This is a genomic window from Empedobacter sp. UBA5987, from assembly GCF_002429865.1.
Lineage (GTDB): Bacteria > Bacteroidota > Bacteroidia > Flavobacteriales > Weeksellaceae > Empedobacter > Empedobacter falsenii_B.
Genome location: NZ_DJBB01000055.1, coordinates 1 through 23,501, shown reverse-complemented (window position 1 = coordinate 23,501; position 23,501 = coordinate 1). Strand labels below are relative to the sequence as shown.

Sequence of the window (23,501 nt, the reverse complement as noted above, 5' to 3'; positions counted from 1 at the left end):
ATTATTCACTAAATTTATCTCCTCTGAATATTTTCACAGGATTCCCTCTTGCAATAGACGTTTGATTGTTCCATTTTTCTTGAACCAAGTCTTTCAATTTATTGGTTTCAAATTCTTGTAACTTCAATAACAAACGCGTTGTTGCAATTTTTTTGTTCTGATGTTGCGAACGCGAATCCATCGAAACAACAGAAATTCCACTTGATTGATGCGTTGCGCGAACAGCTGAATTTACTTTGTTTACATTTTGTCCTCCATTCCCAGAACTACGCATTGTTTGATAGACAATTTCATTTGGATTAATTGAATTTTCTTTCGGAATTTCTAATTCAAAACAACCAATAAACCAATTTTTGCGTTGATGAAATTTTCGGTACGGACTTTTACCAATCCATAAAATTGTTCCAATCCAAGGTTTCAAAAACGTGTTTAAATCATTTCCTTCAAGTTCTATAACCACAGACGAAAGTTGATTAAAATCTTTATCAATTTCTCTTTCGATTACGTCAAGCTTAATGTCTGATTTTGTACACGCTTCCGAAAATTTTTTAAAAACATTGGTCACCACAAAATTACATTCCGCTGGACCTCTACCCGATGTAAGTTGAATAATTTTTTTCATCATCATTTATTTATCCATTCGTACAATTTTAGGCGTAAAAGTTCCTAACACTTTCACTAATTCAGTTTGTAAATTCATCACTGTTTTGATATTTTTATACGCAAATGGTGCTTCATCTACACTTCCGCCAATCAGCTCAATTCCTGCATCTTTCAATTGTGAATTCATAAAGCTTTTCGTTATTGTTGATTTACATTTCGCACGCGACATTTTTCGTCCCGCACCATGCGAAGCCGAATTAATACTCAATTCATTTCCCAAGCCTTCGACAATGTAACCGTTTGCAGTCATTGAACCTGGAATAATTCCTAAAACTCCTTCACCAGCTGGCGTTGCACCTTTGCGATGAACAATTCGTTCCGTTCCTTCAACCATTTCTTTCCACGCAAAATTGTGATGATTTTCGATGTTGAAAACAATTCGCTTACCAATTGCTTTTGCAATTCTTCGGTGAATATCATCGTGACAAGCCTTGGCATAATCTCCTGCCAAATTCATCGCAGCCCAATATTCTTGCCCATCGTGCGTATCCAAATCCAACCAAGCCAAATGCTGAACTTGTTTCGGAAGCGGACATTGTTTCGCCGCCAAATATGTGTAATGTTTTGCAATATTTGCACCCAAACCACGCGAACCACTATGCGATAAAACAGCCAAATATTCACCTGGAATCAAGTTCCATTCTGGTTTTACATCGTCTAATTTTACAATCCCAAACTCAACAAAATGATTCCCTCCGCCCGAAGTCCCCAATTGTTGATAAGCTTTTGTTTTTAAACTTTTCAAAATTGGAATTTCATCAAAAATAGAACGTTCAAAAATTTCGTGATCTGATTTTAATTTATGCGTTTCATACATTCCAAATTTGGTATGATCTTGCAAAATCTGAATCAATTGATGCGATTTTCCTTTCAAAAAACTGGCTGGTAAATCGTAAACCGAAAGACTCATTCGACAACCAATATCCACACCAACTCCATACGGAATCACTGCATTATCCGTCGCCAAAACGCCACCAATCGGCAATCCATAACCTGAATGTGCATCTGGCATCAAAGCGCCTTTTACCGAAATCGGCAATTTCAATGCATCATACAATTGAAATTTTGCTTGTTCATCAATTTCATTTTCTCCAAAAATCGAAAAAGGCGAACGCGTCGTTTTCAATTCTTGTAATCTAACTTCAACTGGTTTTATCAAACCTTCTGCAACTTTTCCCCAAATTCCGTTACCTATGAACTTTTCTGGCTCAAGCAAAACTTCTTTCGCTTCGTTGAGAATCGTTTGTTTCTTTTCTTTTTTTCTATATCGATGAATTTGCCCAATAGCAATATTGATCGAATTATTTTTTGGAAAGCCTAATTTTATAAAGTCTTTTCCAGAGATTTTATTTCCCATAATTAATGTCTTTTAGATAGCTGATGTTCTTGTTCTATCAGCATTTCAGCGATTTCTATCGCCGAATTTTTGTTGTTAAAAAATTTCCTTTTCGTAAAAGGATTTTTAAATTTTGGTTTTCGCTCATACGAATAACCTCCTCCAACTATTTTCTTTAAGAGGATTCCTTGATTTTTATACTTGTCAAAAAAGTGATCGATTTGCGCTTCTTCGCGCTTCAAATCAATATCAAGCGGTTTGTAATGCGTAATCATGTTTGGTTTGACAACCAATCGAAAACGCCACGGTTGCAGAAATTCATAAATTCCTTTGAAACGTTTTGTTTTTGGATCATATACCTGAATACATGCAAAATATCGACGTTCTTCATCATTCAAAATTGAATGCGGTCCTGAATATTCATAAGGTTGTAATTGTTTCAACTCTTGAATTCTCGGAACATAAATTCGCTTTCCGTTTCGTTTTCGTTTTTTTACAAACTTTCGTGTTTCTGCATATTGAGTAGTATTAATTTTCTTCAAGATTTGAGTAAAAAACTCAATCTCATTTTCCTTTTTAATATCGTCTCTCAACACAAATCGACGCTCAAAACCTTTTTGATACGGCTCTTTTAAAGGAACAAGCGGAATCGCTTTTTGCTCTTTAAAAATTTCTTTTCGACGTTTATATTTCTCTCTTACATTTTTTTCTTTTGCTGTTTTTACACTTCTTTTCCTCGCTCTTTTTGTTCGTAAACGAGCTGAAAAGAAAATTGAATCTTCCATAACATGGATTATTTGATTGCAAATAATTGTTTTGAAATAATTAGCGTTAATTATTTCTTCTTCGGAAGTTTTTAAGAAGTTATTCTGGATCTAGAATAGAATAATAAAAGAAAAAGCCCGAAGAATCCTCCGAGCTTTTGATATAATAAGTAAATTATTTACGATTTATAAGCACGAAGAATGCTCATTGCAAAATCTGTTGCAATAGCTGAAAACTGATATGTCGTTTCTTTGAACATTTTATTTCTTCGTTATTAAATTGTTATACGTTATGATTTTTATCAGTGCAAATTTAAGTCAATAAAATTCACATTTCCAAATCGTTTGCGATATTTCACTAAAAATAGGGAGAAAAATATTATTGATTTGCAGCATTCATAGTGTCATACAACGAATAAACTTTTAGATTTTTAATTGTATTTTTTCCAGTAATAATTCGCGATTCATTCGGAATTAAATCAAAGAAATTATCATCAAAATGATTTTTTTCATCCAATAAATAAACATCTTTCGCTAAAACATTTGTCGAAATTTCAAATTGATTATGATTAATCTTTTTAATTTTAATTGTTGGTTTTGTTAAATCTAAATCTTTCGGTTTTTCGAAGAAATAATTTCTCGAATATTTTTCTCCATTTGATTCAAATTCAATTTGAAGAAAAGCTTTAGTTGAAGAGGTTCCTTTTAAAATTTCATTAGTTAATTCCGATATTTTAGTAGAAGAATTAGACGAAATCGTTACATCTTTATCATTAGTCCAATGTTGGTTTCCATTAAAATCAATTACAGAAAACTTTGCTTTTCCTTTCAAATCTTTCAATAAGTCATTTACGATATAAATTTTGTACACATTTTCTTCTTTTTCTACTGAAATCAACACATTTTCGAAACTTCTTTTCACTTGATAATGTAACGCTTTCCAATTTCCTAATTTATCCAAAGACGACCACGAAGTTACTGGCCAAACGTCATTCAATTGCCAATACAAACTTCCCATATTATAAGGTTTTGCACGTCGATGTGCTTCAATTGCCAACTGAATTCCGCGTGCTTGTAACAATTGAGAAACGTAGTTATACTGCACAAAATCGGTCGGAACAACATAATCTCGCTGCATATATTCGTTGATTGTTTCCCAACCTTTTGGATGTTTTTGATGCGCTAAAATTATTGCAGAATTTTTACTCAATGTATCTTTTTCAGAAAACATTGATTTCACCGTTTTCAACGTTGGCATTCCTTGAAAACCATATTCAGAAGCAAAACGTGGAACTTTTTTTTCATACGTTTCAAACGGTTCCATTCCCCACCAAACGCCCCAATAATGCGAATCTCCTTGCGTCAAACTTTCTTTTCTTCGCCAACCAATCGAAGGTGAAGACGGCCAATAGCGATTCTCTGATTTTGGTAAAATCGAATCTAAAACATTCGGAATAATATAATGAAAAGTCGTTTGATAATCTTTCCAAATACTCAACGAATCTTGTTTCGACCAGCCCATTTGTTTCTGATATCCCCAATTTTTCCACGCTTCATCAATTTCATTATTTCCACACCAAAGCGCAATAGAAGTATGATTTTTTAGGCGATTCACTTGATCAATTGTTTCTTGTTTTACATTGTGAAGAAAATCTTGATCGCCAGGATAAAAAGCACAAGCGTACATAAAATCTTGCCAAACCAACAAACCTTTTTCGTCGCATAATTCATAAAAATAATCGTCCTCATAAATTCCACCACCCCAAATACGAATCATATTCATATTGGCTTCAACCGAACTATTTATCAACTTTTCATAATCATTTTTTGAAACTCGTGAAACAAAATTATCTTGCGGAATATAATTTGCACCTTTTATATAAGTTGGAACCCTATTCACTTTAAAATAAAACCTAGAGCCAACTTCGTCTTTTTCTTGTACCAATTCTATCGTACGTAAACCAAATTTTAAATACTTAAATATCTGTTCATTCCCTTGTTTAATTTTGAATTGATAATCGTATAAATACTGTTCGCCCATTCCATTTGGCCACCATAATTTTGGATTGTGAATCGTTTCATCAATCGAAAAATGATTAATTCCTTTGGTTAATTTTTGAGTGATTATTTTCTGATTAAAATTAATTTCTACAGCTGTATTTTGTTCCGATTGGATAATAAATTTAAACTTTACTTTCGCTTGATTTTTATCCAATTTGACAATTTCATAAGACAAGTCATTCAGTTTTAAATTATTCCAAGAAATAAGTTCAATTGGTTTATAAATCGCAACCGTTACCAATCTTGGACCCCAATCCCAACCATACTGATATTGCGCTTTTCGAGTAAAAACACGCTCACCTTCTGGTAATTTATATGGAAGAAGATTTGCTAATCGTTTTCCTTCATTAGGCGACGATTTGAATTGTATTTCGAGCAAATTATTTTTATCTTTCAGTAAATCTTTGACCGAAACTTCCCAAATTCGAAACATATTATTCGCATCCAGAATTAATTTTCCGTTCAGAAAAACTTTTGCATATGTATCCAATCCATTAAATTTTAACTGAATATTTTGCGCTTTTCGTTCGGCTTCAGTCAAATCAAAAGAAGTTTTGTAGTTCCAATCTTCGTTTTCTACCCATTGCACTTTTGCATCATTAACGTCTTTGTAAGGATTTGGAATAATATTATTTAACATCAAATCGGTATGAACAGAACCAGGAATCTCAGCTTTCAGCCATTTTGAATCTCCTTTTTGTTGAAAGGTCCAATTCTCTAAATTCAAATTTCGAGTCGATTGAGCAGAAAGTTGAATAAATGTAAAAAAAGTAATAACAAAAAATAGTAATCTCCTCATTTTGTGCTGATTTTCATAAGGATAAAATTAGGTTTAAAATTCATATAAACACAAAAGAGATTATTAAAAACAATTTCTTTTGTTGAATACATAATATAGGCTTCGTTAATTATGGGAATAATGAATATGCTAAACTTAGGTTGACTCGGCTATATTTGAATTTCAGAAAAAAGCAACTGATTATTCAACCGATTTGTACAATCAAGATCAAGCGGAAACTACAAAAAAATGGAAATGATTCTTCTATCAATTTAAAACAAGTTATGCGAGAAGAAAATTTAATGGATAATGATTTTGAAAGTGCTAAATTTAGAATTCAAGAATTACATTCAAACTTTTTCAAAACGCTAAACGAGCATTCTAAGCAAAAACTAACACCTCTTAATTTGAAATATTGTTCGTATATCTATCTTGGTTTAGACACCAAACAAATTGCAACTCTTCTTAATATTGAACCAAAAAGTGTACGAATAACAAAGTATCGTTTGAAACAAAAATTTGGTCTAGTAAAAGAAGATGAATTATATACTTTTTTTCATCGGATAATTGCCTAGATTTATTTTTTAGTAAAAAACACACTTCAACTCTCGTTAATTTATTAAAATATAATTCATAATATTTTTCAAAATACTTGCAGTCTGCACGGAAAAGATTATTTTTGCCTATTCGACAAATAGAATATGAAAAATATCCGTAATTTCTGTATTATCGCCCATATTGACCATGGTAAAAGTACCTTGGCCGATCGTTTATTGCAAGTAACAAACACGATTTCTGATCGTGAGTTACAAAATCAAACTTTAGACGATATGGATTTGGAACGCGAACGCGGAATCACAATTAAATCGCACGCCATCCAAATGGAATATGAAAAAGATGGTGAAAAATATATTTTAAATTTAATTGACACTCCTGGTCACGTGGATTTTTCTTACGAGGTTTCTCGTTCGATTGCCGCTTGTGAAGGAGCTTTGTTAATTGTAGATGCTGCACAAAGTATACAAGCACAAACCATTTCTAACCTTTATTTGGCTTTAGAAAATGATTTGGAAATCATTCCAGTTTTGAACAAAATCGATTTACCTTCTGCAAATCCAGAAGAAGTAACAGACGATATTGTTGATTTGATTGGTTGTGATCCCGAAGATGTTTTGCGTGTAAGTGGAAAAACAGGTGAAGGTGTGTTAGAATTGTTACACACAATTATCGAGAAAGTTCCTGCACCAGTTGGTGATCCAGATGCACCGTTACAAGCCTTGATTTTTGACTCTGTTTATAATCCTTTCCGAGGAATTGAAGCTTTTTACAAAGTGGTAAATGGAGAAATCAAAAAAGGAGATCAAGTAAAATTCATGGCTACCAACAAAAAATATGGTGCCGATGAAATTGGAACATTAAAACTGAATCAAGTTGAGAAGAAAGTCATTAAAACTGGAGATGTAGGTTATATTATTTCTGGAATTAAAGAAGCTTCTGAGGTAAAAGTTGGAGATACAATTACATTAGTTGAAAATCCTGCAAGCGAAGCTATTGATGGTTTCGAGGAAGTAAAACCAATGGTTTTCGCTGGTATTTATCCGGTTGACACAGAAGATTACGAAGATTTGCGTGCTTCTATCGAAAAGTTACGTTTGAATGATGCTTCATTAACTTTTGAAGCTGAATCTTCTGCTGCTTTAGGTTTCGGTTTCCGTTGTGGATTCTTAGGAATGTTACACTTAGAAATTATTCAGGAGCGTTTAGAACGTGAGTTCAACATGACGGTAATTACAACTGTTCCTAACGTTTCGTATGAAGCGTACTTGGAAAAAGATCCAGAAAAAATGATTCCGGTTCATAATCCATCTGAATTACCAGATCCATCAGGATTAAATCGTGTTGAAGAACCATATATTCGAGCAGCAATCATTACAAAATCTGAATTCGTAGGTCCTGTAATGAGTTTATGTATTGAGAAACGTGGTGAATTACAATCTCAAAACTATTTAACTCAACATAGAGTAGAAATGATTTTCAATATGCCTTTGGCTGAAGTTGTTTTCGATTTTTATGATCGATTAAAATCTATTTCAAAAGGATATGCATCGTTTGATTATGCACCTTCTGGAATGAAAGCTTCAAAATTGGTAAAAGTTGACATCATGATTAACGGTGAAGTTGTAGATGCTTTATCTGCCTTAATTCACGTTGATAATGCCTACAATATTGGAAAGAAAATGTGTGAAAAATTACGCGAATTAATTCCTCGTCAACAGTTTGATATTCCAATTCAAGCCGCGATTGGTGCAAAAATTATTGCGCGTGAAACAATCAAAGCATTACGTAAAGACGTTACTGCAAAATGTTATGGTGGTGATATTTCTCGTAAACGTAAGTTATTAGAAAAACAAAAAGCTGGTAAGAAGAAAATGCGTCAAATTGGACGTGTAGAAGTTCCCCAATCTGCATTCTTAGCTGTTTTGAAATTGAATGATTAAAATTCTTTTTATATACCAAAAGCCGTTCTAATGAACGGCTTTTTTTGTAACAATTGGTAAAATATTTATACTAATAAATTAAGCATCAACATTATGAAAAATTTATTAAAATTAGAACAATTAGCAATTTTAATTGTAACGCTAATCATCTATTATAAACTTGATTATTCCTGGTTTTTGTTTGCAATTCTTTTTCTTGCTCCCGATATTTTTATGTTAGGTTATCTTTTTGGAAATAAGATTGGCGCAATATCTTATAATTTTATTCATAATTATTTTACGACAATTTCATTGATTCTCATTGGTTATTTTTTACACATTGAATGGTGTTTAATGATTGGATTAATTTTTTTCGCTCATATTGCGTTAGATCGTTTTTTAGGATTTGGTCTCAAAAAATATGATGGTTTCAAATCCACTCATTTAGATAATTTATAACATCACAACCTCATCTGTTGAACCTTTTTCTAAAATTTCTAAAATACTTCGCATCGTAATTTCTGAAATTTGTTCCAACGCTTCTTGTGTAAAAAAAGCTTGATGCGCAGTTACCAAAACATTTGGAAAACTCATCAATCGCTGAATCATGTCATCCTGAATAATTTCTGCTGATAAATCTTTGAAGAATAATTTTTCTTCTTGTTCATAAACATCAATTCCCAAATAACCAATTTTATGATTTTTTAAAGCTTCAATCGCTTCATGTGTATTGATTAATCCACCTCTACTCGTATTAATAATCGTTACGCCATCTTTCATCATCGCAATCGTTTCTTGATTAATCATGTAATGATTTTCTGGCGTCAGCGGACAATGCAACGAAATAATATCTGAAGTTTTAAACAACTTATCCAGCTCAACATATTCCACGCCATTATTCATCAATTCTTGATCTGGATACAAATCATAAGCAATAATCTTACATCCAAAACCTTTCGCAATATTGATAAAAGCCTTTCCTATTTTTCCTGTTCCAACAATTCCAATCGTCTTCTGAAAAAGATTAAAACCAAGTAAACCGTTCAATGCAAAATTTTGTTCACGAACACGATTATAAGCTTTATGTGTTTTTCGATTCAATGTTAACAACATCGCCATTGTATGTTCAGCAACAGCCTCGGGAGAATATGCAGGAACACGACAAATTTTAATTCCAAATTCTTTCGCAGCTTCCAAATCGACATTATTAAAACCAGCACATCTCAATGCAATAATTTTAACGCCTTTTTTTGCTAAAACTTCAATGACTTGTCGGTTCACTTTATCATTCACAAACACACAAACAGCGTGTTCATCTTCAATCGCGTTTACGATATGCGGACCTAAATGTGTTTCATAAAAATTAAGTTCAAAACCGTAATTTTTATTTTCAGCCTCAAAAAAAGTTTTGTCATAAGGCTTAGACGAAAAGAAAGCTATTTTCATTGAATTATTTTTAACTAATTTATGTTTTTAATTAATTGTAAATTAGTTTATACTTGATTATTATAAAGTTTTAAATCATTCAAAATTAATTCATCCACTATTTTTGATATTTTACTAAAAGCTATAAGCTGATGAATAAAAATATCTAACTTCGTGAAAATTCAAATTCACACATGAAAAATATACTTTTATCAACGATTACATTAGCTTCTTTTACAGCTTTTGGACAAAATATTTCGAATCAAGCTATTGATAAAGTCACAGAAAATGCAATGAAAGCATTTGATGTTCCTGGAATGTCTATTGCGGTTATCAAAGATGGAACAATTGTACATTCGAAAGGTTATGGCGTAAAATCTCTTAAAACGGGAGAAAAAGTTCAGTCGAATACAAATTTTGGAATTGCTTCTAACTCTAAAGCTTTTACAGCAGCTGCTTTGGCGATTTTGGTTGATGAAGGAAAAATAAAGTGGGATGATAAAGTGATTACGCACATTCCAGAATTTAAGATGTACAACGGTTATGTAACCAAAGAGTTTACAATTCGTGATTTATTAACGCATCGAAGTGGATTAGGTTTGGGTGCTGGAGATTTGATGGTTTGGCCTGATGGACACAATTTCACTCCAAAAGATATTATTTCTAATATTCAATATTTAAAACCTGTTTCAGATTTTCGTGTAAAATATGATTATGATAATTTATTATACATTATTGCAGGAGTTGTGATTGAAAGAGTTTCGGGGCTGTCTTGGACAGATTTTGTAACAAAAAGATTGTTGGAACCAATTGGAATGACGAATACTGCAGCGAATTGGCATTTGCTAAAAGACAAGAAAAATGCAATTGATCCGCACGTTCCAATTGACGGAAAATTACAAGTGATTGATCGTTATACGAACACCATTTTTGATGCAGCTGCAGGAATTTATTCAAATGTTGATGATATTGCAAAATGGTTGCAATTCAATTTGGATAAAGGAAAAGTGAACGGAAAACAAATTATTTCTGAAAAACAAATGAACGAAATGATTACGCCACAAACTTTACAACCAAATCGCACAACTCCGCCTTATAATTCATTATTCAAAGCTTATGGTTTGGGATGGCAATTGCAGGATATGAACGGAAAATTAGAAGTTTCGCATACAGGAGGATTGGAAGGAATTGTAACACAAACGATGTTTTATCCTCAAGAAAAATTAGGAATTGTGATTTTGACTAACCAACAATCAGGTGCGGCTTTCCGAGCAATTTCGAATACAATCAAAGATTTTTACTTAAAAAATCCATCTACAGATTGGGTAAAAACGTATGATGATATGATGAAGAAAAATGTGGAAGAAGCCGATGTTATTACCGATGAAGTTTGGAAAACAGTTGAAGCAAATCAAAAAAATAAAGCTATCAAATTTGATTCAAAAAGCGTAATTGGAACGTATAAAGACAATTGGTTTGGTGATGTTGTGATTTATGAAAAAAAAGGAAAAATAATTTTCGAATCGAAACGTTCACCTCAATTAACTGGTGAAATGTTATTTTACAAAGACAATACGTTTGCGGTAAAATGGTACAATCGTTATTTCCATGCAGACGCTTTTGTTTATGCAGAAATGAAAGATGGAAAAATGACAGGTTTCAAAATGAGAGCCATTTCTCCGTTAACAGATTTCAGTTACGATTTCCAAGATTTAGATTTTACGAGAAAATAAATTTTAATAAATACTAATCAATTACGAAGTTCGAAATTCGAACTTCGTTTTTTCTATTAAAAATGAAATTCAAAGGTTACGCATATGGGCTAATATCGTCCATATCTTATGGATTAATTCCATTATTTATCCTTCCTATAAAACAAGCAAATTTTTCGATGGATACCACATTATTCTATCGATTCTTTTTTTCTGCATTGATTGTCGGAACATATTTATTCATCAAAAAACAATCATTCAAAATAGATGTGAAACAGATTCCATTTTTAATCATTTTAGGATTATTGTACGGAATCTCAGCGGATGCCTTATTTTTAGGTTATGATTATTTAACTCCTGGAATTGCCTCCACATTATTATTCGTTTATCCGTTGATTGTTGCCATCATAATGGCTGTTTTCTTCAAAGAAAGAATTACAATTTCAACTATTGTAGCCATTGTTTTTGTACTGGCTGGTGTAATTTTACTAAGTTTCAAAGAAGGAAAATTCGAGCTAAATCCAATCGGATTAGGAATTGTTTTTATCAGTGCTTTGGGTTACGGATTATATATTGTGACAGTCAACAAATCGAAAGTACGAGATATAAAAGGCTTTACATTAAGCTTTTATTCGTTTCTATTTACAACGATTTATTACGCAACAAAATGATTATTCACAAAGAATCCTTCATTTTACCATCATTAGAATTAACCTTCAACTTTTTTATATTTGCGTTTGTTACGACAGTTGTTTCGAGCATCGCTTTGATTTATGCAATTAAAAACATTGGTTCTACAGCCACTTCTATTCTTGGCGCATCAGAACCTGTGGTTGCCGTTGCTGTAAGTGTTATGATCTTTGGTGAAGATTTTTCGTTGAGTTTGGCTTTAGGAATTTTTATGATTATTCTAGGCGTGACTCTGAATGTAATTGGTGATGCATATCAACAAAAAAGATTGAAGTAATTGTAAATCCTATTTTTAACTTTGCATCAATGAAACAGAAATTTAATCCTGAAGGTTGGAATCGTATAGAGCATTTTAATATGTTCTCGAAAATGGATAATCCGTATGTCGGAGTTGTTGCGGAGGTTGAATGTTCTAAAGCGTACAAATTTGCCAAAGCAAATAAATTGTCTTTTTTCGCAGTCTATTTACATTGCTCGATGTTGGCAGAAAATAAGATTAATGAGTTTAAATATCGCATCGAAGATGATGAAATTTTTGTGTACGATCATTTAGATTGCGGAACAACAATTGGTAGAAAAGACGGAACTTTTGGTTTTGCGTTGATGAATTTTACCGAAGATTTTAATGCATTTAACGCACAACTTCAAGAGCAAATACAAAGTGTAGAAAATTCGGTTGGTTTGCACATCAAAAATGAAGAAATTACCATTGGCTTGGTTCGTCATTCTACGTTTCCATGGTCGAGATTTACGGGATTAGTGCAACCAAGTAACTTTGGAACAGGAGAATCTATTCCGCGAATTATTTTTGGAAAAGCGTATACGCAAAACGATAAAATGTATATGCCTGTTTCGGTTGAGGCGAATCATGGTTTTGTAGATGGTTTTCATTTGGCAAATTATCTGCAAGAATTTGAAAAAGAATTAGGTAAATATTAGAAATAGTAAAAACGAATTTCGAGTTTCGAAATTCGTTTTTTTATTTTACATCATTAGGATGAATAAACGGTTCTTGTTCTGGAATTTCCTCATATTGAATAGGAAAATATTTTTTATCTTCTTCTAAAACAAAATCATCCGTATAATTATAAAAATGCTCCAACTTTCTTAATTGATACTTTCCTTCTTCATCTTTATGAAATCGAAAAGCGTAACCTTTTATTTCACAGCAGAATATTATTTTTTCTTTATCTAAAGGGATATAATTTAAATTTGAGATATCGATATATTCATCTAATACTTCATTTTTATCTAAAAGAATAGTATAATCTGTATTTTGAATAGTAATTGGTAATGTATAATAATTCCCTATTGAACAATCTTGTCCAGTCGAAGAAATATATAAATAAAATTTTTCTTTTGCGAAAAAGAGAGAGATTGTTCTAATTGGTATATGATTACTTTTTGTAATATCAATAGCTTGTTCAATAACTTCATTTACATTCTCATCTTTAAAAACTGAATCTGCTTTTATTTCATTCTTCTTTTCCCAACCTTTAGCAGATTGACTGCTCGGTTGCTCACATTGAACAAAAAGAATGAATAAGAGTAAAAAATATAAATTCTTCATACAAGTGTTTTAATTAAAGATAATCAATTCACTGCAACTTTTTTATTTAGTTTTTTTGACCAAGAAAAAATATAAATCGTTCCGATAATTGAAGGCACAATCCAAAAATAAATATTATCTCCAAATCCAGCGCCTGCAACCAAAAACGCTGTTACTGAAGCGATATAAGCACCAACCATTTTTCCAACATGATTCATTGTCCATTTTTTATAATTCTCTGTATTCTTGTAAAAAACAAAATCTCGATAAGACATAAATCCTCCTAAAAACCCAAAAATTAAATACAATAATCCAATTGCATTGCTTTTGAAAAGTGGAAGTAATCCAAAAACAATCATCACAATAGATGTGATAAACATTGCTCCAGAAATGATTTTATCCAAATTATTAGAATAATTTTTACGCTTATAATTTAGAATTCTATTTCCAATCAAAATCATATAAATCGTGAAAATACCAATCATTAAAAGAAAAGAATTGTGGTGATTTGGAAAAGCACAAATAATTAACGAAAGAACAGAACTGACTAACATACCAATCGAAAATATTTTTCCCACTTTTTTGTGTGTCGAATTTCCTTTTTTTATAATCATAACAGCTGTACCAGCAACTAAACCAATTCCTCCAAAAAAAGCGTGAATGTAAATAATGATTTTGACTAAATTTTCCATAATGTGTTTATTTATTATGGAATAAAATTAAGTGAAGTCTTTTTTAATTTTAAAAATTATTAACCGAATTGTCGAATTTTACGGATGAATTGTATTACTCTTTTGTTTTCACTGTTTCTATAGCATCATTCATCAAATCAAACTCGTAGCCTTTGTACGCTAAATATGCTTTTACTTTGTTTATTTTCTTGAAAGATTCGCGCTCAGAAGCTAATAAATTGAACTTTTTCTGCGTTAAATACAATAAATTATTCCAATATTTATCCAAATCAATTTCTTCTTTAAATGCTTTTTCGATTAATTTTTGGTCAATTTGACGCATTTTTAATTCTTGACGAAGACGATTTCTTCCCCACATTTTTTGATTGACTTTTCCTCGAACAAAATTATGAACAAATCGTTCTTCATTCAGGAATCCGTAATGAATTAGCTTAAAAATAATCTCATCTTTCGCTTCTGGAATCAAATCAAAATCGCGTAGTTTTTTTTCCACTTCCCAATGACAACGATCTTGATAAAGACAATATTTTGCCATTTTATCTTTGATTTCATCAATCGTATAAATCTTTTTTGGGTTGTCTTTAGAGAAATTCATGCAACAAAGTTAAGATTTTAATAAGAAAATTGTTTGATTAACTTGATGAGGATCCTGAAAAAAGTTCAGGATTAATCAACAAAAAAACTGAATCATTTCTGATTCAGTTTTTATATTATTTATTTTAAATAGTTAAAAGAAAAATATGAATTTCTCAATTCTAATTTCTCAAATCTCGATACTATTTTTATTAAGCTTTTTGTAATTCTGCAATATATGCTGTTGGATTCTCAGCATTGAAAACTGCCGAACCAGCAACTAAAGCGTCTGCACCAGCTTCTACCAATTTTGATGCATTTTGTACTCCAACTCCTCCATCAATTTCGATGATAACATTTGCATTAGCTTCTGTAATCATTTTTTTTAATTTTGATACTTTGTTGTATGTATTCTCAATGAATTTTTGACCTCCAAAACCAGGATTAACACTCATGATTAGAACTAAATCTAAATCGTTAATCACATCTTCTAAAACAGATACTGGTGTATGCGGATTAAGCGCCACTCCTGCTTTCATTCCTTCTGCTTTTATAGCCTGAATTGTACGATGTAAATGTGTACACGCTTCGTAATGTACCGTTAAAATATCTGCGCCAACTTGTTTGAAAGTTGAGATGTAACGATCTGGATCAACAATCATTAAATGTACATCTAAAACTTTATCTGTTAACGAATTTATTTTCTCAATAATTGGCATTCCGTAAGAGATATTCGGAACAAAAACGCCGTCCATTACATCTAAATGAAACCATTCGGCTTGAGAATTATTAACCATTTCGATGTCTTTTGCTAAATTTCCGAAATCGGCTGCTAAAATTGATGGTGCTACTATTGGCATAATCTTATTTGTTGTTTGTTTGTATTTTGTGGTGCAAAGGTAATGAAATAAAAAAATCGTTGAAAACTCAACGATTTATATTTTTTAGAAATTATAACCAACTCGAAAGCCTAAATCTAAGGCAACTCCTGTATTTGTACTTTTTACTTCTGATGTTGTATAATTATCAAAATCATAGTTTGTATATGTTTCTTGATAAAGAGAAAGTCCTAATCCTGTATAAAACTCATAAAAAAAGTTTTGAGCAAAAGAACGTTTAAATCCATAATTGAACGTAATAGAACCTTGTGGATTAACACCTAAATTATCACTATTAGAAATTGTTAACCAATCTGGCGTATAAGTTCCTTTTACAGCAATATAATTCCCAGAATTATTTTTGGTATTTTTTCCTTTGTCAATTCTTCGGTCAAAATTATAATAATAACGTCCTTCTAAAGCTATATTTGTTGTCAAAATATACTCAAAATCACTCCCATAAAAATCGCTATAACTGTATTTAAAACCTCCCAAATAGTCTAAAGATCCAACAGCCGTAAAATTTTCGGATAAAGCTTTTTCATATTGAATTCCGATTCCAATAAAACTAACGTTTGCATTAAACAAATCTGTTGCTTTTTCTTGAGCAAATAGAGAAGATGATAATAAGAAAGTAAATAATAGTTTTTTCATTTTCAGTGTTAATTAATACAATACGAATATAACAGAAAAAATGATTCAGCAAAATTATTTTTAATCCAAGAAAACTCTATTATCAATAAAGTTATAAGGTTCTTCGTCTTTTAATTCTTCGTTGATGATAAAATGAATCGAATCTTTTGACATAAAAATATAAGTGTAAATATCTGCCATTTCATCAGAATCTCTAAACTCGTAATATTCATCACCAATTGTACACCAAACGCCTTCGTCTTCAGAAAAAGTTACACGATCATCACTATAAATCGTTTTAAAGTTAACTGTCATTGTACCGTCAACTTTTCTATTGACCATCCAACTATTTGTTTCACCTTTAAAAAATTTTCCATGATCAGTTCCAGACCAAATTCCAACGAATCTGTCATCTACATCCATAGATTTTATAAATTCTTTAATTTGTTTTTGATCTGTTTTATTCATCATAATTTCTATATTAAAATTAGCTTAAAAGTAGCCAATCTATACTTCTTCTCATCTCAAAAAGACTTAATTTGCAGCTCGGGATAAAAAAACAAATTTATGGAAAATAATATGCTTAATCAACATCCAGCAGATATTGCCGAACAATTAACTGCACTGAACGTAAAAGAAAGAAACATCGCTTTTTACTCGCTTTTGAATGATGATAAAGTTGAAGTATTCTCCTATTTTGAACCCGATATTCAGTACGAAATTGTAAAAAGTTTGACGGACGAAGATTTAGCCGAGGTTTTGAACAATCTTGATCCTGATGACCGAACAGAACTTTTTGAAAATTTCCCAGATCAATTAATCAAACATTCCATTAATCTTTTAAATCCTGAAGAACGTGCTACAGCACTGAATTTGATTGGATACAAAGAAGATTCGATTGCGCGTTTGATGACGCCAAATTATATTCAGGTAAAAGAACATTATACGGTAAAACAAGTTTTGGCGCACATCAAAAAATATGGAAAAAAAGCGGAAACGTTGACGTATATTTTTATTGTGGATGGAAAAAATAGATTGATTGATGATTTAAAAATTGGCGAAATTCTTTTGGCTGATGAAGACACGAAAGTAGAAAATTTGATCGATCATAATTTTGTTTCAATCAAGACGACGACTCCTTTAGAAGATGCGTTAGAAGTTTTTGATAAATACGATCGTTCTGCTATGCCAATTGTGACAGAAAATGATGTTTTGGTCGGAATTGTAACCTTCGACGACATCTTGGATCGAATGAAAATGCGTGATACAGAAGATATTCAGAAATTCGGAGGAATGGAAGAATTGGATGTTTCGTATACTAAAACACCTATTGCGGAATTAATCAAAAAGCGCGCAGGTTGGCTGGTTATCTTATTTATTGGCGAAATGTTTACGGCTTCTGCAATGAGTTATTATGACCAGGAAATCGAAAAAGCGGTTGTGTTGGCTTTATTTGTTCCATTGATTATTTCGAGTGGCGGAAATTCTGGTTCTCAAGCGGCTTCACTGATTATTCGTGCGATGGCTTTGGGCGAATTAAAGCTAAAAGATTGGTGGTATGTAATGAAAAAAGAATTTGCTTCGGGATTAATCTTAGGTGCAATTCTAGGATTTGTTGGTTTTATCAGAATCTTAATTTGGCAAAAAACTGGAATTTATAGTTATGGAGAGTATTGGTTGTATATAGCTTTAACAGTCGCTTTATCTTTAATTGTTATTGTTTTATGGGGAACACTTTCAGGATCTTTAGTTCCATTTATTTTGAGAAAAATTGGATTTGATCCCGCAACAGCATCCTCGCCTTTCGTTGCTACTTTGGTTGACGTTTCAGGATTGATTATCTACTTTACAATTGCTGCAATTTTACTAAGCGGGAAATTATTATAATGAAAAACTCCAACTAAATTTAGTTGGAGTTTTTTATTTTTATCGTCCGATATATGTTTTCAAAATCTTAGATCTTGAAGTATGTTTTAAACGACGAATTGCTTTTTCTTTAATTTGACGAACACGTTCTCTTGTTAAATCAAACGTTTCTCCAATTTCTTCTAACGTCATTGGATGTTGACCGTTTAATCCGAAGTATAAACGAATTAAATCAGCTTCACGAGGCGTTAATGTTTGTAATGCACGCTCAATCTCTACACGTAAAGATTCTATCATCAACTGTACATCTGGAGATGGAGATTCACCAATGTTTAATACATCGTATAAGTTAGAATCTTCTCCTTCTACTAATGGTGCATCCATTGAGACGTGGCGACCAGAGTTTTTCATCGACTCTTTTACATCACCTTCAGACATATCCAAAACTTCAGAAATTTCTTCTGCAGATGGAGCACGTTCATGTTCTTGCTCTAATAAAGCATAGGCTTTATTAATTTTATTGATCGATCCAATTTTATTTAATGGTAAACGTACAATACGAGATTGCTCTGCTAATGCTTGTAAGATAGATTGACGAATCCACCAAACTGCATACGAGATAAATTTGAAACCACGTGTTTCGTCAAAACGTTGTGCAGCTTTAATCAAACCTAAATTTCCTTCATTAATTAAATCTGGTAAACTTAAACCTTGATTTTGATATTGTTTCGCAACAGATACCACGAAACGTAAGTTTGCTTTTGTTAATTTTTCTAAGGCAACACGATCTCCTGCTTTGATACGTTGTGCTAACTCTACTTCCTCCTCCGCTGTAATCAAATCTACTTTACCAATCTCTTGTAAGTATTTATCCAACGACGCAGTTTCACGATTTGTTACCTGCTTTGTAATTTTAAGCTGTCTCATTTAACTAAAACCCTCCTATTATTAATGATTATTATCGATTTCTTTTGGCATTTTATCAACACCACTATATATGTATACGCAGATAACTGAAAAAGGTTACAAAATATTGTAAAATATTTCAGAATTAATGTCTTAAAACTTCGTAAATCATTTGTGCAGAGAGTTTCGCTGTCGAGTTATCAACATCAAAAAGCGAATTATATTCAACCAAATCAAAGATTTTCACTTTGTTTGAGTTTATCAAAACCTTCAAAATATATTTAACCTGAAAAGGAGTCAAACCATTAATTGTCGTTGCACTTACACCTGGCGCATAAGCTGCATCAAAAACATCCATATCCAACGAAACATAAAGCGCATCAAATTGTTGAACAATCGTTTTCAAATCGTCTAACACTTTATTCAAATTGAAATGAACTTCATCTGCTAAAATATAATTAGCGCCTAAATTTTCTGCACGTTGAAATAAAGCTTTCGTATTTCCTAATTCTTGAATACCGATTGGAATATAATTGAAAGCTATTTCATTTTCTTCGCAGTACTTAGCCATTTCGTAAAAAGGCGTTCCAGAAGTTGATTGTGGATTTGGCGTTCTCAAATCAAAATGTGCATCAAGATTGATAATTCCAATATTTTTGTATGATTTTGCTAAAGCCAAGAAATCTCCTAAAGCCGTTTCGTGTCCTCCTCCAATTATAATTGGAAAATGATTTTGTCGAATGATTCTATCAACTTGATTAATTTGTTCTTCTCGCGCAGATTCTAGATTCTTATCATCACAGTGAATATTTCCAGCATCGAAAATAAAATTAGTTTCAGAAAAATGCAAAGGTAAATTTGCTAAACTTTTTCGAATCAAATCTGGCGAATTTTTAGCACCAATTCGTCCTTTATTTCGTTCAACTCCTTCTTCTGAACAGAAACCTAAAAATATTTTTGGTTGAATTGATGATGATTTAAATTTTTCATAATCAGAAATTACTTGATGAATTCTTAGTCCTAATTCTCCGTCTTCTGAATCAATTCTTCCAGTCCAAATTTCTTGATTAAATGGTGTTTTTTGCATGATTAATAAAATTTAGGTAACGACAAATTATATTTTACAGTCACAATACGAATCGCCGCGATAATAGCTCCCGAAACGATGAAATTTATATTACGATCTAATCCAAAATTATCAAAAACCAAATAAGCTACACCACCTACAATACAGGCTGTTGCATAAATTTCTTGAACAAAAATAGTTGGTGTTCTATTCATCAAAACATCTCTTAACATTCCTCCCATTACAGCGGTCATCATTCCCATCATCACAGAGATAAAATCATTTGCACCCAAAGAATGTGCTTTTTCTAAACCTACAATTGTAAATAAAGCTATTCCCAATGTATCAAAAAGCATTAATGTTATTCTTAATCGTGAAAAAAAATTGAAAAATAATCCTGCCAATAAAATACCAGCAAAAACTGCATAAATAACATTCATATCATTTATCCAAACCAAAGGATAACTATTCAAAAATAAATCGCGCAAAGTTCCTCCTCCGACTGCTGTAATAAAAGCAAAGCAAGCAATTCCAAACCAATCGTGTTTTTGTCTTTCATCTCCAGCTAAAGCACCAGAAATTGCAAACACAACCGTTCCAAATAATTCAAAAACGTATTGAATTTCCATCTATAAAAAATTAGTCCGCAAAGATACGAATCTATAAATTAATGACTTTTGAATTTCGGTAATGATAAATTGTATTTAATTGCAGCCAAACGAATTGCAACAATCACAGCTCCCGAAATAAAGAAATTGATGTTACGATCAAGTCCCAATTTCCATAAAATCATATAAATAACTGCACCACAAAGACATGCAAACGCATAAATTTCTTTCTTGAAAATAATAGGAACTTCGTTCAACATCATATCGCGAATAATGGATCCAAAAACCGCCGTAAACATTCCCATTACAGGTGCAATTACAGGATGAATTCCAAGATTTAGAGCTTTTTCTAAACCAACAATCGTAAACAAAGCAATTCCTAACGTATCAAAAAGCATAAATGTTTTACGAAGTTTCAACAGAGGTGTATAGAAAATTGCCGCTAAAATAACACCAATCCCTACCGCATAAATAAGATTAACATCCTTTATCCACATAATTTCAACGGAAAGTAAAATATCACGAATTGTACCACCTCCAATTGAAGTTAGGAAAGCAATAAAGGTTACACCAAACCAATCGTTACCAGATTTTTCATCTGCTGCTAAAGCGCCCGAAATTCCAAAAAAAAGTGTACCAAATAATTCGAAAAAATATTGAATCTCCATTTCTATTGTATTAAATCATATTGTGTTGTGCTCTGTCAAAAATAAACACTTTTCTTTTTTAACGATGTTTAAATATACAATCGAAAATAAAAAAAGACCAACACATTTGTTAGTCTTTTTGTTAATATTAATAATAATTTGTTTTTTCTAATTGCTTTTCATCAATCGGATCTTCATCCAAATAGCGTTCTAAACTATCATCCAACTCTTTCATCCAAGGTGTGTGATGTTTTTCTGCTTTCGTTTCGTCCATAACTGAGGTATAGGTTTTATCTCGATAAGTTAAAATATTTTCTTCTTTATCTTTTAACCAAGATTTGAACATATTAGCAACTTTATCCAAATCGAACATAGGATAATCAGTTAAATGAATTAAATCCTTCAAATAATCAGTTTGAAAATCAACATGATCATCAGCAGAAATCGATTGTTTTTCATAATCAACCCATTTCTGAATATCTTTTTGAATTTCTTCTTTTGAAGGTAAATTAATTCGTCCTAAAATATAATCACGTGCAAACCATGCTTGCGCATCAAACATATTAAATGTGTAATATTGATCCTGCATTCCCAAAAATAACAATTGAGCATTAACATCTGATATTACACCTTTATACATTCCTTCTGGATACAAACAGTTTTTTGTTTTTAAACGGAAATTATCTGGTAAAAACGGAAATTTGTGTTGATAACCTGTACACATAATTACTGCATCAAACTCTTTTGATGTTCCGTCTTTGAAAAATGCTTTCTTATCTTCAAAATGTGTCACTAAAGGCAATTCTTTTATCCCTTCGGGCCATTTACAATCAATCGGGTTTGTACGATAAGAAATTATGACCGATTTAGTTCCGTGTTTATAGCATTGTACCGCAATATCTTCTGCCGAATAACTACTACCAATCAATAAAATTTCTTTGCCTCTAAATGGATCAGCTCCGCGAAAATCATGCGCATGCATTACATTTCCTGTATAATTCTCGATACCTTTAAAATAAGGCATATTTGGTGTAGAAAAATGTCCAGTTCCGACAATTAAATAATCGAAATATTCTTCGAAAGTTTCATTTTTCTTTAAATCATCAAAAACAACGCGAAACTGTTTTTTATCCTCTACATAATCTACCCACCTTGCAACGGTATTAAACTGAATGTACTTTCGCGCATTACTTTGTTTAATTCTCCCTTCTATATAATCGAATAATACTTCTCTAGGTGGATAAGAAGATATTGTTTGACCAAAGTGTTCAGAAAATGTATAATCTGCAAATTCTAAGCATTCTTTTGGTCCATTCGACCATAAATATTTATACATACTGCCATGCAATGGCTCTCCGTATTTACCTACTCCTGTACGCCAAGTGTAGTTCCACATTCCTCCCCAGTTGTCTTGCTTCTCAAAACATTTAATTTCTGGAATTTTGTTACCTTTTTTCTCTTCTGACTCAAATGCTCTTAACATTGCCAAACCACTTGGTCCAGCCCCGATAATGCCTACTTTTAAACTCATGAATTGTTTTTAATTAAACTTATATGAACTACTCAACTATCTCTCGATAGTAATTGATTTTTATGTCTGAAACGACCTGATATAGAAACTAACTTCTATAAAAACTGTGTAAAACAGAATAGAATGAGTAATCTAATGATTACAACATATAAAGAGATAGAAAACCTCTTGCTGAATAAATAAAATTTTATTCAAAATTAAATTATTCTTCAATGTACTAAAATTATAGCAGATGGACAAATATTAATAAAACATAATGATAAGCGTAATTATTATGGCGTTCCCTTCGGTCGGGCTATCCGTTCCAATCTTTTGTAGAAGAAGATTAGAAGTGATTATAGAAAATACAATTCTTACAAAAGGATTTTCACTACTATCCCTAACGCGGGTTTTAAGTGATAAGCGAAAATAAAACTGTCATTCTGAATGTAGCGATAGCGAAGTGAAGAATCTCTTCAAGTTTTAAGTTCTGAGTTAGTTGTAAAAAGGAAGCTTTCTTTTTATCAAGAAGAAGCTTCTTGTTGACTAATTAGAAGCCTCTTGTTGGATGAAAGCAAGCTTCTTGTTTTATAAAACATAGTCTGGAGATGCGTAAAGCTTAAAACGTTCAGCCTAAAGCGCGACGTATACCCACAAAAAAAGCCTC

24 protein-coding genes are annotated in these 23,501 nt (G+C 31.8%); 8 read left to right on the top strand and 16 right to left on the bottom strand.

Translation table 11 applies throughout. The annotated features are described in order from the left end of the window. Window position 1 precedes the first annotated feature (1 nt). The 4 genes from prfH to B3J26_RS09170 form a co-directional block, all read right to left on the bottom strand. The gene (gene prfH, locus B3J26_RS09185) at window positions 2-622 is read right to left on the bottom strand and encodes a peptide chain release factor H (RefSeq protein ID WP_291074260.1); all 621 of its coding nucleotides are present in this window, start codon (window positions 620-622) and stop codon (window positions 2-4) included. Between the two features lie 6 nt (window positions 623-628). Continuing rightward, entirely contained in the window at window positions 629-2,020 is a 1,392-nt protein-coding gene (locus B3J26_RS09180) for an RtcB family protein (protein ID WP_291074258.1), read from the bottom strand. A 2-nt stretch (window positions 2,021-2,022) separates the two neighbouring features. Further along, a complete protein-coding gene (locus B3J26_RS09175) occupies window positions 2,023-2,784 on the bottom strand; it encodes a hypothetical protein (protein WP_291074256.1) in 762 nt (253 codons plus the stop codon). 358 nt (window positions 2,785-3,142) lie between these two features. Continuing rightward, entirely contained in the window at window positions 3,143-5,623 is a 2,481-nt protein-coding gene (locus B3J26_RS09170; protein WP_291074255.1) for a beta-mannosidase, read from the bottom strand. Window positions 5,624-5,904: 281 nt separating this feature from the next. Between B3J26_RS09170 and B3J26_RS09165 the strand changes: the two genes are divergently transcribed. The 3 genes from B3J26_RS09165 to B3J26_RS09155 all read left to right on the top strand — a co-directional run bounded on the left by B3J26_RS09165 (window position 5,905) and on the right by B3J26_RS09155 (window position 8,538). Next, a complete protein-coding gene (locus B3J26_RS09165) occupies window positions 5,905-6,177 on the top strand; it encodes a helix-turn-helix transcriptional regulator (protein WP_291074253.1) in 273 nt (90 codons plus the stop codon). A gap of 126 nt (window positions 6,178-6,303) precedes the next feature. After that, window positions 6,304-8,100 carry a translation elongation factor 4 gene (lepA, locus tag B3J26_RS09160; RefSeq protein WP_038332533.1) on the top strand — a complete coding sequence of 599 codons (1,797 nt, stop codon included), beginning with the start codon at window positions 6,304-6,306 and terminating at the stop codon, window positions 8,098-8,100. Between the two features lie 93 nt (window positions 8,101-8,193). Beyond that, window positions 8,194-8,538 (top strand): DUF4260 domain-containing protein, encoded by a 345-nt coding sequence (locus tag B3J26_RS09155; RefSeq protein WP_125350035.1) that lies wholly within the window; start codon window positions 8,194-8,196, stop codon window positions 8,536-8,538. Here B3J26_RS09155 and B3J26_RS09150 read toward each other — a convergent pair. Then, window positions 8,533-9,525, bottom strand: a complete 993-nt coding sequence (locus tag B3J26_RS09150) for a 2-hydroxyacid dehydrogenase (RefSeq protein ID WP_125350034.1) — start codon at window positions 9,523-9,525, stop codon at window positions 8,533-8,535. The genes B3J26_RS09155 and B3J26_RS09150 overlap by 6 nt on opposite strands. Window positions 9,526-9,698: 173 nt before the next feature. Between B3J26_RS09150 and B3J26_RS09145 the strand changes: the two genes are divergently transcribed. From B3J26_RS09145 to B3J26_RS09130, 4 genes are all read left to right on the top strand, one after another. Further along, window positions 9,699-11,237: a serine hydrolase gene (locus tag B3J26_RS09145; protein WP_291074251.1), complete on the top strand. Its 1,539-nt coding sequence runs from the start codon at window positions 9,699-9,701 to the stop codon at window positions 11,235-11,237. A gap of 62 nt (window positions 11,238-11,299) precedes the next feature. After that, a complete protein-coding gene (locus B3J26_RS09140) occupies window positions 11,300-11,887 on the top strand; it encodes a DMT family transporter (protein WP_260392006.1) in 588 nt (195 codons plus the stop codon). Continuing rightward, complete coding sequence (locus tag B3J26_RS09135) at window positions 11,884-12,183, top strand: DMT family transporter (RefSeq protein WP_260392005.1); 300 nt, start codon at window positions 11,884-11,886, stop codon at window positions 12,181-12,183. The genes B3J26_RS09140 and B3J26_RS09135 overlap by 4 nt, the downstream gene beginning before the upstream one ends. Before the next feature lie 29 nt (window positions 12,184-12,212). Continuing rightward, a complete protein-coding gene (locus tag B3J26_RS09130) occupies window positions 12,213-12,845 on the top strand; it encodes a CatA-like O-acetyltransferase (RefSeq protein WP_125350032.1) in 633 nt (210 codons plus the stop codon). Window positions 12,846-12,885: 40 nt separating this feature from the next. Here B3J26_RS09130 and B3J26_RS09125 read toward each other — a convergent pair whose 3' ends face one another. From B3J26_RS09125 to B3J26_RS09100, 6 genes are all read right to left on the bottom strand, one after another. Continuing rightward, window positions 12,886-13,476, bottom strand: coding sequence for a hypothetical protein (locus tag B3J26_RS09125; RefSeq protein ID WP_291062286.1), 591 nt, complete (start codon window positions 13,474-13,476; stop codon window positions 12,886-12,888). 23 nt (window positions 13,477-13,499) lie between these two features. After that, window positions 13,500-14,147, bottom strand: a complete 648-nt coding sequence (locus B3J26_RS09120) for a hypothetical protein (protein ID WP_114997823.1) — start codon at window positions 14,145-14,147, stop codon at window positions 13,500-13,502. Window positions 14,148-14,241: 94 nt separating this feature from the next. Further along, entirely contained in the window at window positions 14,242-14,742 is a 501-nt protein-coding gene (locus B3J26_RS09115; RefSeq protein WP_114997826.1) for a regulatory protein RecX, read from the bottom strand. Between the two features lie 190 nt (window positions 14,743-14,932). After that, entirely contained in the window at window positions 14,933-15,580 is a 648-nt protein-coding gene (gene rpe, locus B3J26_RS09110) for a ribulose-phosphate 3-epimerase (RefSeq protein WP_114997831.1), read from the bottom strand. Between the two features lie 84 nt (window positions 15,581-15,664). After that, window positions 15,665-16,252: a hypothetical protein gene (locus B3J26_RS09105; protein WP_291074248.1), complete on the bottom strand. Its 588-nt coding sequence runs from the start codon at window positions 16,250-16,252 to the stop codon at window positions 15,665-15,667. 60 nt (window positions 16,253-16,312) lie between these two features. Continuing rightward, entirely contained in the window at window positions 16,313-16,702 is a 390-nt protein-coding gene (locus B3J26_RS09100) for a hypothetical protein (RefSeq protein ID WP_291074246.1), read from the bottom strand. Window positions 16,703-16,798: 96 nt separating this feature from the next. Here B3J26_RS09100 and mgtE point away from each other — a divergent pair, with 96 nt between their 5' ends. Further along, on the top strand, window positions 16,799-18,118 hold the full coding sequence (gene mgtE / locus B3J26_RS09095; RefSeq protein WP_291074245.1) for a magnesium transporter: 1,320 nt from the start codon (window positions 16,799-16,801) through the stop codon (window positions 18,116-18,118). 39 nt (window positions 18,119-18,157) lie between these two features. On the opposite strand, the gene B3J26_RS09090 is transcribed toward mgtE, so the two are convergent. The 5 genes from B3J26_RS09090 to B3J26_RS09070 form a co-directional block, all read right to left on the bottom strand. Further along, window positions 18,158-19,024: a sigma-70 family RNA polymerase sigma factor gene (locus tag B3J26_RS09090; RefSeq protein WP_019975176.1), complete on the bottom strand. Its 867-nt coding sequence runs from the start codon at window positions 19,022-19,024 to the stop codon at window positions 18,158-18,160. Between the two features lie 124 nt (window positions 19,025-19,148). After that, a complete protein-coding gene (hutG, locus tag B3J26_RS09085) occupies window positions 19,149-20,090 on the bottom strand; it encodes a formimidoylglutamase (protein WP_291074243.1) in 942 nt (313 codons plus the stop codon). A 2-nt stretch (window positions 20,091-20,092) separates the two neighbouring features. After that, complete coding sequence (locus B3J26_RS09080; RefSeq protein WP_291074241.1) at window positions 20,093-20,698, bottom strand: trimeric intracellular cation channel family protein; 606 nt, start codon at window positions 20,696-20,698, stop codon at window positions 20,093-20,095. 38 nt (window positions 20,699-20,736) lie between these two features. After that, the gene (locus tag B3J26_RS09075) at window positions 20,737-21,345 is read right to left on the bottom strand and encodes a trimeric intracellular cation channel family protein (RefSeq protein ID WP_291074239.1); all 609 of its coding nucleotides are present in this window, start codon (window positions 21,343-21,345) and stop codon (window positions 20,737-20,739) included. Window positions 21,346-21,472: 127 nt separating this feature from the next. After that, window positions 21,473-22,855 carry an NAD(P)-binding domain-containing protein gene (locus B3J26_RS09070; RefSeq protein ID WP_291074237.1) on the bottom strand — a complete coding sequence of 461 codons (1,383 nt, stop codon included), beginning with the start codon at window positions 22,853-22,855 and terminating at the stop codon, window positions 21,473-21,475. Between the last annotated feature and the right edge of the window lie 646 nt (window positions 22,856-23,501).

Excerpts from the sequence above, each read along its gene's own strand:
- B3J26_RS09150 (WP_125350034.1), bottom strand. The coding sequence starts at position 9,525 with ATGAAAATAGCTTTCTTTTCGTCTAAGCCTTATGACAAAACTTTTTTT.
- mgtE (WP_291074245.1), top strand. The coding sequence starts at position 16,799 with ATGGAAAATAATATGCTTAATCAACATCCAGCAGATATTGCCGAACAA.
- B3J26_RS09090 (WP_019975176.1), bottom strand. The coding sequence starts at position 19,024 with ATGAGACAGCTTAAAATTACAAAGCAGGTAACAAATCGTGAAACTGCG.
- B3J26_RS09075 (WP_291074239.1), bottom strand. The coding sequence starts at position 21,345 with ATGGAGATTCAATATTTTTTCGAATTATTTGGTACACTTTTTTTTGGA.
- B3J26_RS09120 (WP_114997823.1), bottom strand. The coding sequence starts at position 14,147 with ATGGAAAATTTAGTCAAAATCATTATTTACATTCACGCTTTTTTTGGA.
- B3J26_RS09135 (WP_260392005.1), top strand. The coding sequence starts at position 11,884 with ATGATTATTCACAAAGAATCCTTCATTTTACCATCATTAGAATTAACC.
- B3J26_RS09170 (WP_291074255.1), bottom strand. The coding sequence starts at position 5,623 with ATGAGGAGATTACTATTTTTTGTTATTACTTTTTTTACATTTATTCAA.
- B3J26_RS09100 (WP_291074246.1), bottom strand. The coding sequence starts at position 16,702 with ATGATGAATAAAACAGATCAAAAACAAATTAAAGAATTTATAAAATCT.
- B3J26_RS09130 (WP_125350032.1), top strand. The coding sequence starts at position 12,213 with ATGAAACAGAAATTTAATCCTGAAGGTTGGAATCGTATAGAGCATTTT.
- B3J26_RS09140 (WP_260392006.1), top strand. The coding sequence starts at position 11,300 with ATGAAATTCAAAGGTTACGCATATGGGCTAATATCGTCCATATCTTAT.
- B3J26_RS09070 (WP_291074237.1), bottom strand. The coding sequence starts at position 22,855 with ATGAGTTTAAAAGTAGGCATTATCGGGGCTGGACCAAGTGGTTTGGCA.
- B3J26_RS09105 (WP_291074248.1), bottom strand. The coding sequence starts at position 16,252 with ATGAAAAAACTATTATTTACTTTCTTATTATCATCTTCTCTATTTGCT.
- B3J26_RS09155 (WP_125350035.1), top strand. The coding sequence starts at position 8,194 with ATGAAAAATTTATTAAAATTAGAACAATTAGCAATTTTAATTGTAACG.
- B3J26_RS09175 (WP_291074256.1), bottom strand. The coding sequence starts at position 2,784 with ATGGAAGATTCAATTTTCTTTTCAGCTCGTTTACGAACAAAAAGAGCG.
- B3J26_RS09165 (WP_291074253.1), top strand. The coding sequence starts at position 5,905 with ATGGATAATGATTTTGAAAGTGCTAAATTTAGAATTCAAGAATTACAT.
- B3J26_RS09180 (WP_291074258.1), bottom strand. The coding sequence starts at position 2,020 with ATGGGAAATAAAATCTCTGGAAAAGACTTTATAAAATTAGGCTTTCCA.
- B3J26_RS09145 (WP_291074251.1), top strand. The coding sequence starts at position 9,699 with ATGAAAAATATACTTTTATCAACGATTACATTAGCTTCTTTTACAGCT.
- lepA (WP_038332533.1), top strand. The coding sequence starts at position 6,304 with ATGAAAAATATCCGTAATTTCTGTATTATCGCCCATATTGACCATGGT.
- B3J26_RS09080 (WP_291074241.1), bottom strand. The coding sequence starts at position 20,698 with ATGGAAATTCAATACGTTTTTGAATTATTTGGAACGGTTGTGTTTGCA.
- B3J26_RS09125 (WP_291062286.1), bottom strand. The coding sequence starts at position 13,476 with ATGAAGAATTTATATTTTTTACTCTTATTCATTCTTTTTGTTCAATGT.
- prfH (WP_291074260.1), bottom strand. The coding sequence starts at position 622 with ATGAAAAAAATTATTCAACTTACATCGGGTAGAGGTCCAGCGGAATGT.
- rpe (WP_114997831.1), bottom strand. The coding sequence starts at position 15,580 with ATGCCAATAGTAGCACCATCAATTTTAGCAGCCGATTTCGGAAATTTA.
- B3J26_RS09115 (WP_114997826.1), bottom strand. The coding sequence starts at position 14,742 with ATGAATTTCTCTAAAGACAACCCAAAAAAGATTTATACGATTGATGAA.
- hutG (WP_291074243.1), bottom strand. The coding sequence starts at position 20,090 with ATGCAAAAAACACCATTTAATCAAGAAATTTGGACTGGAAGAATTGAT.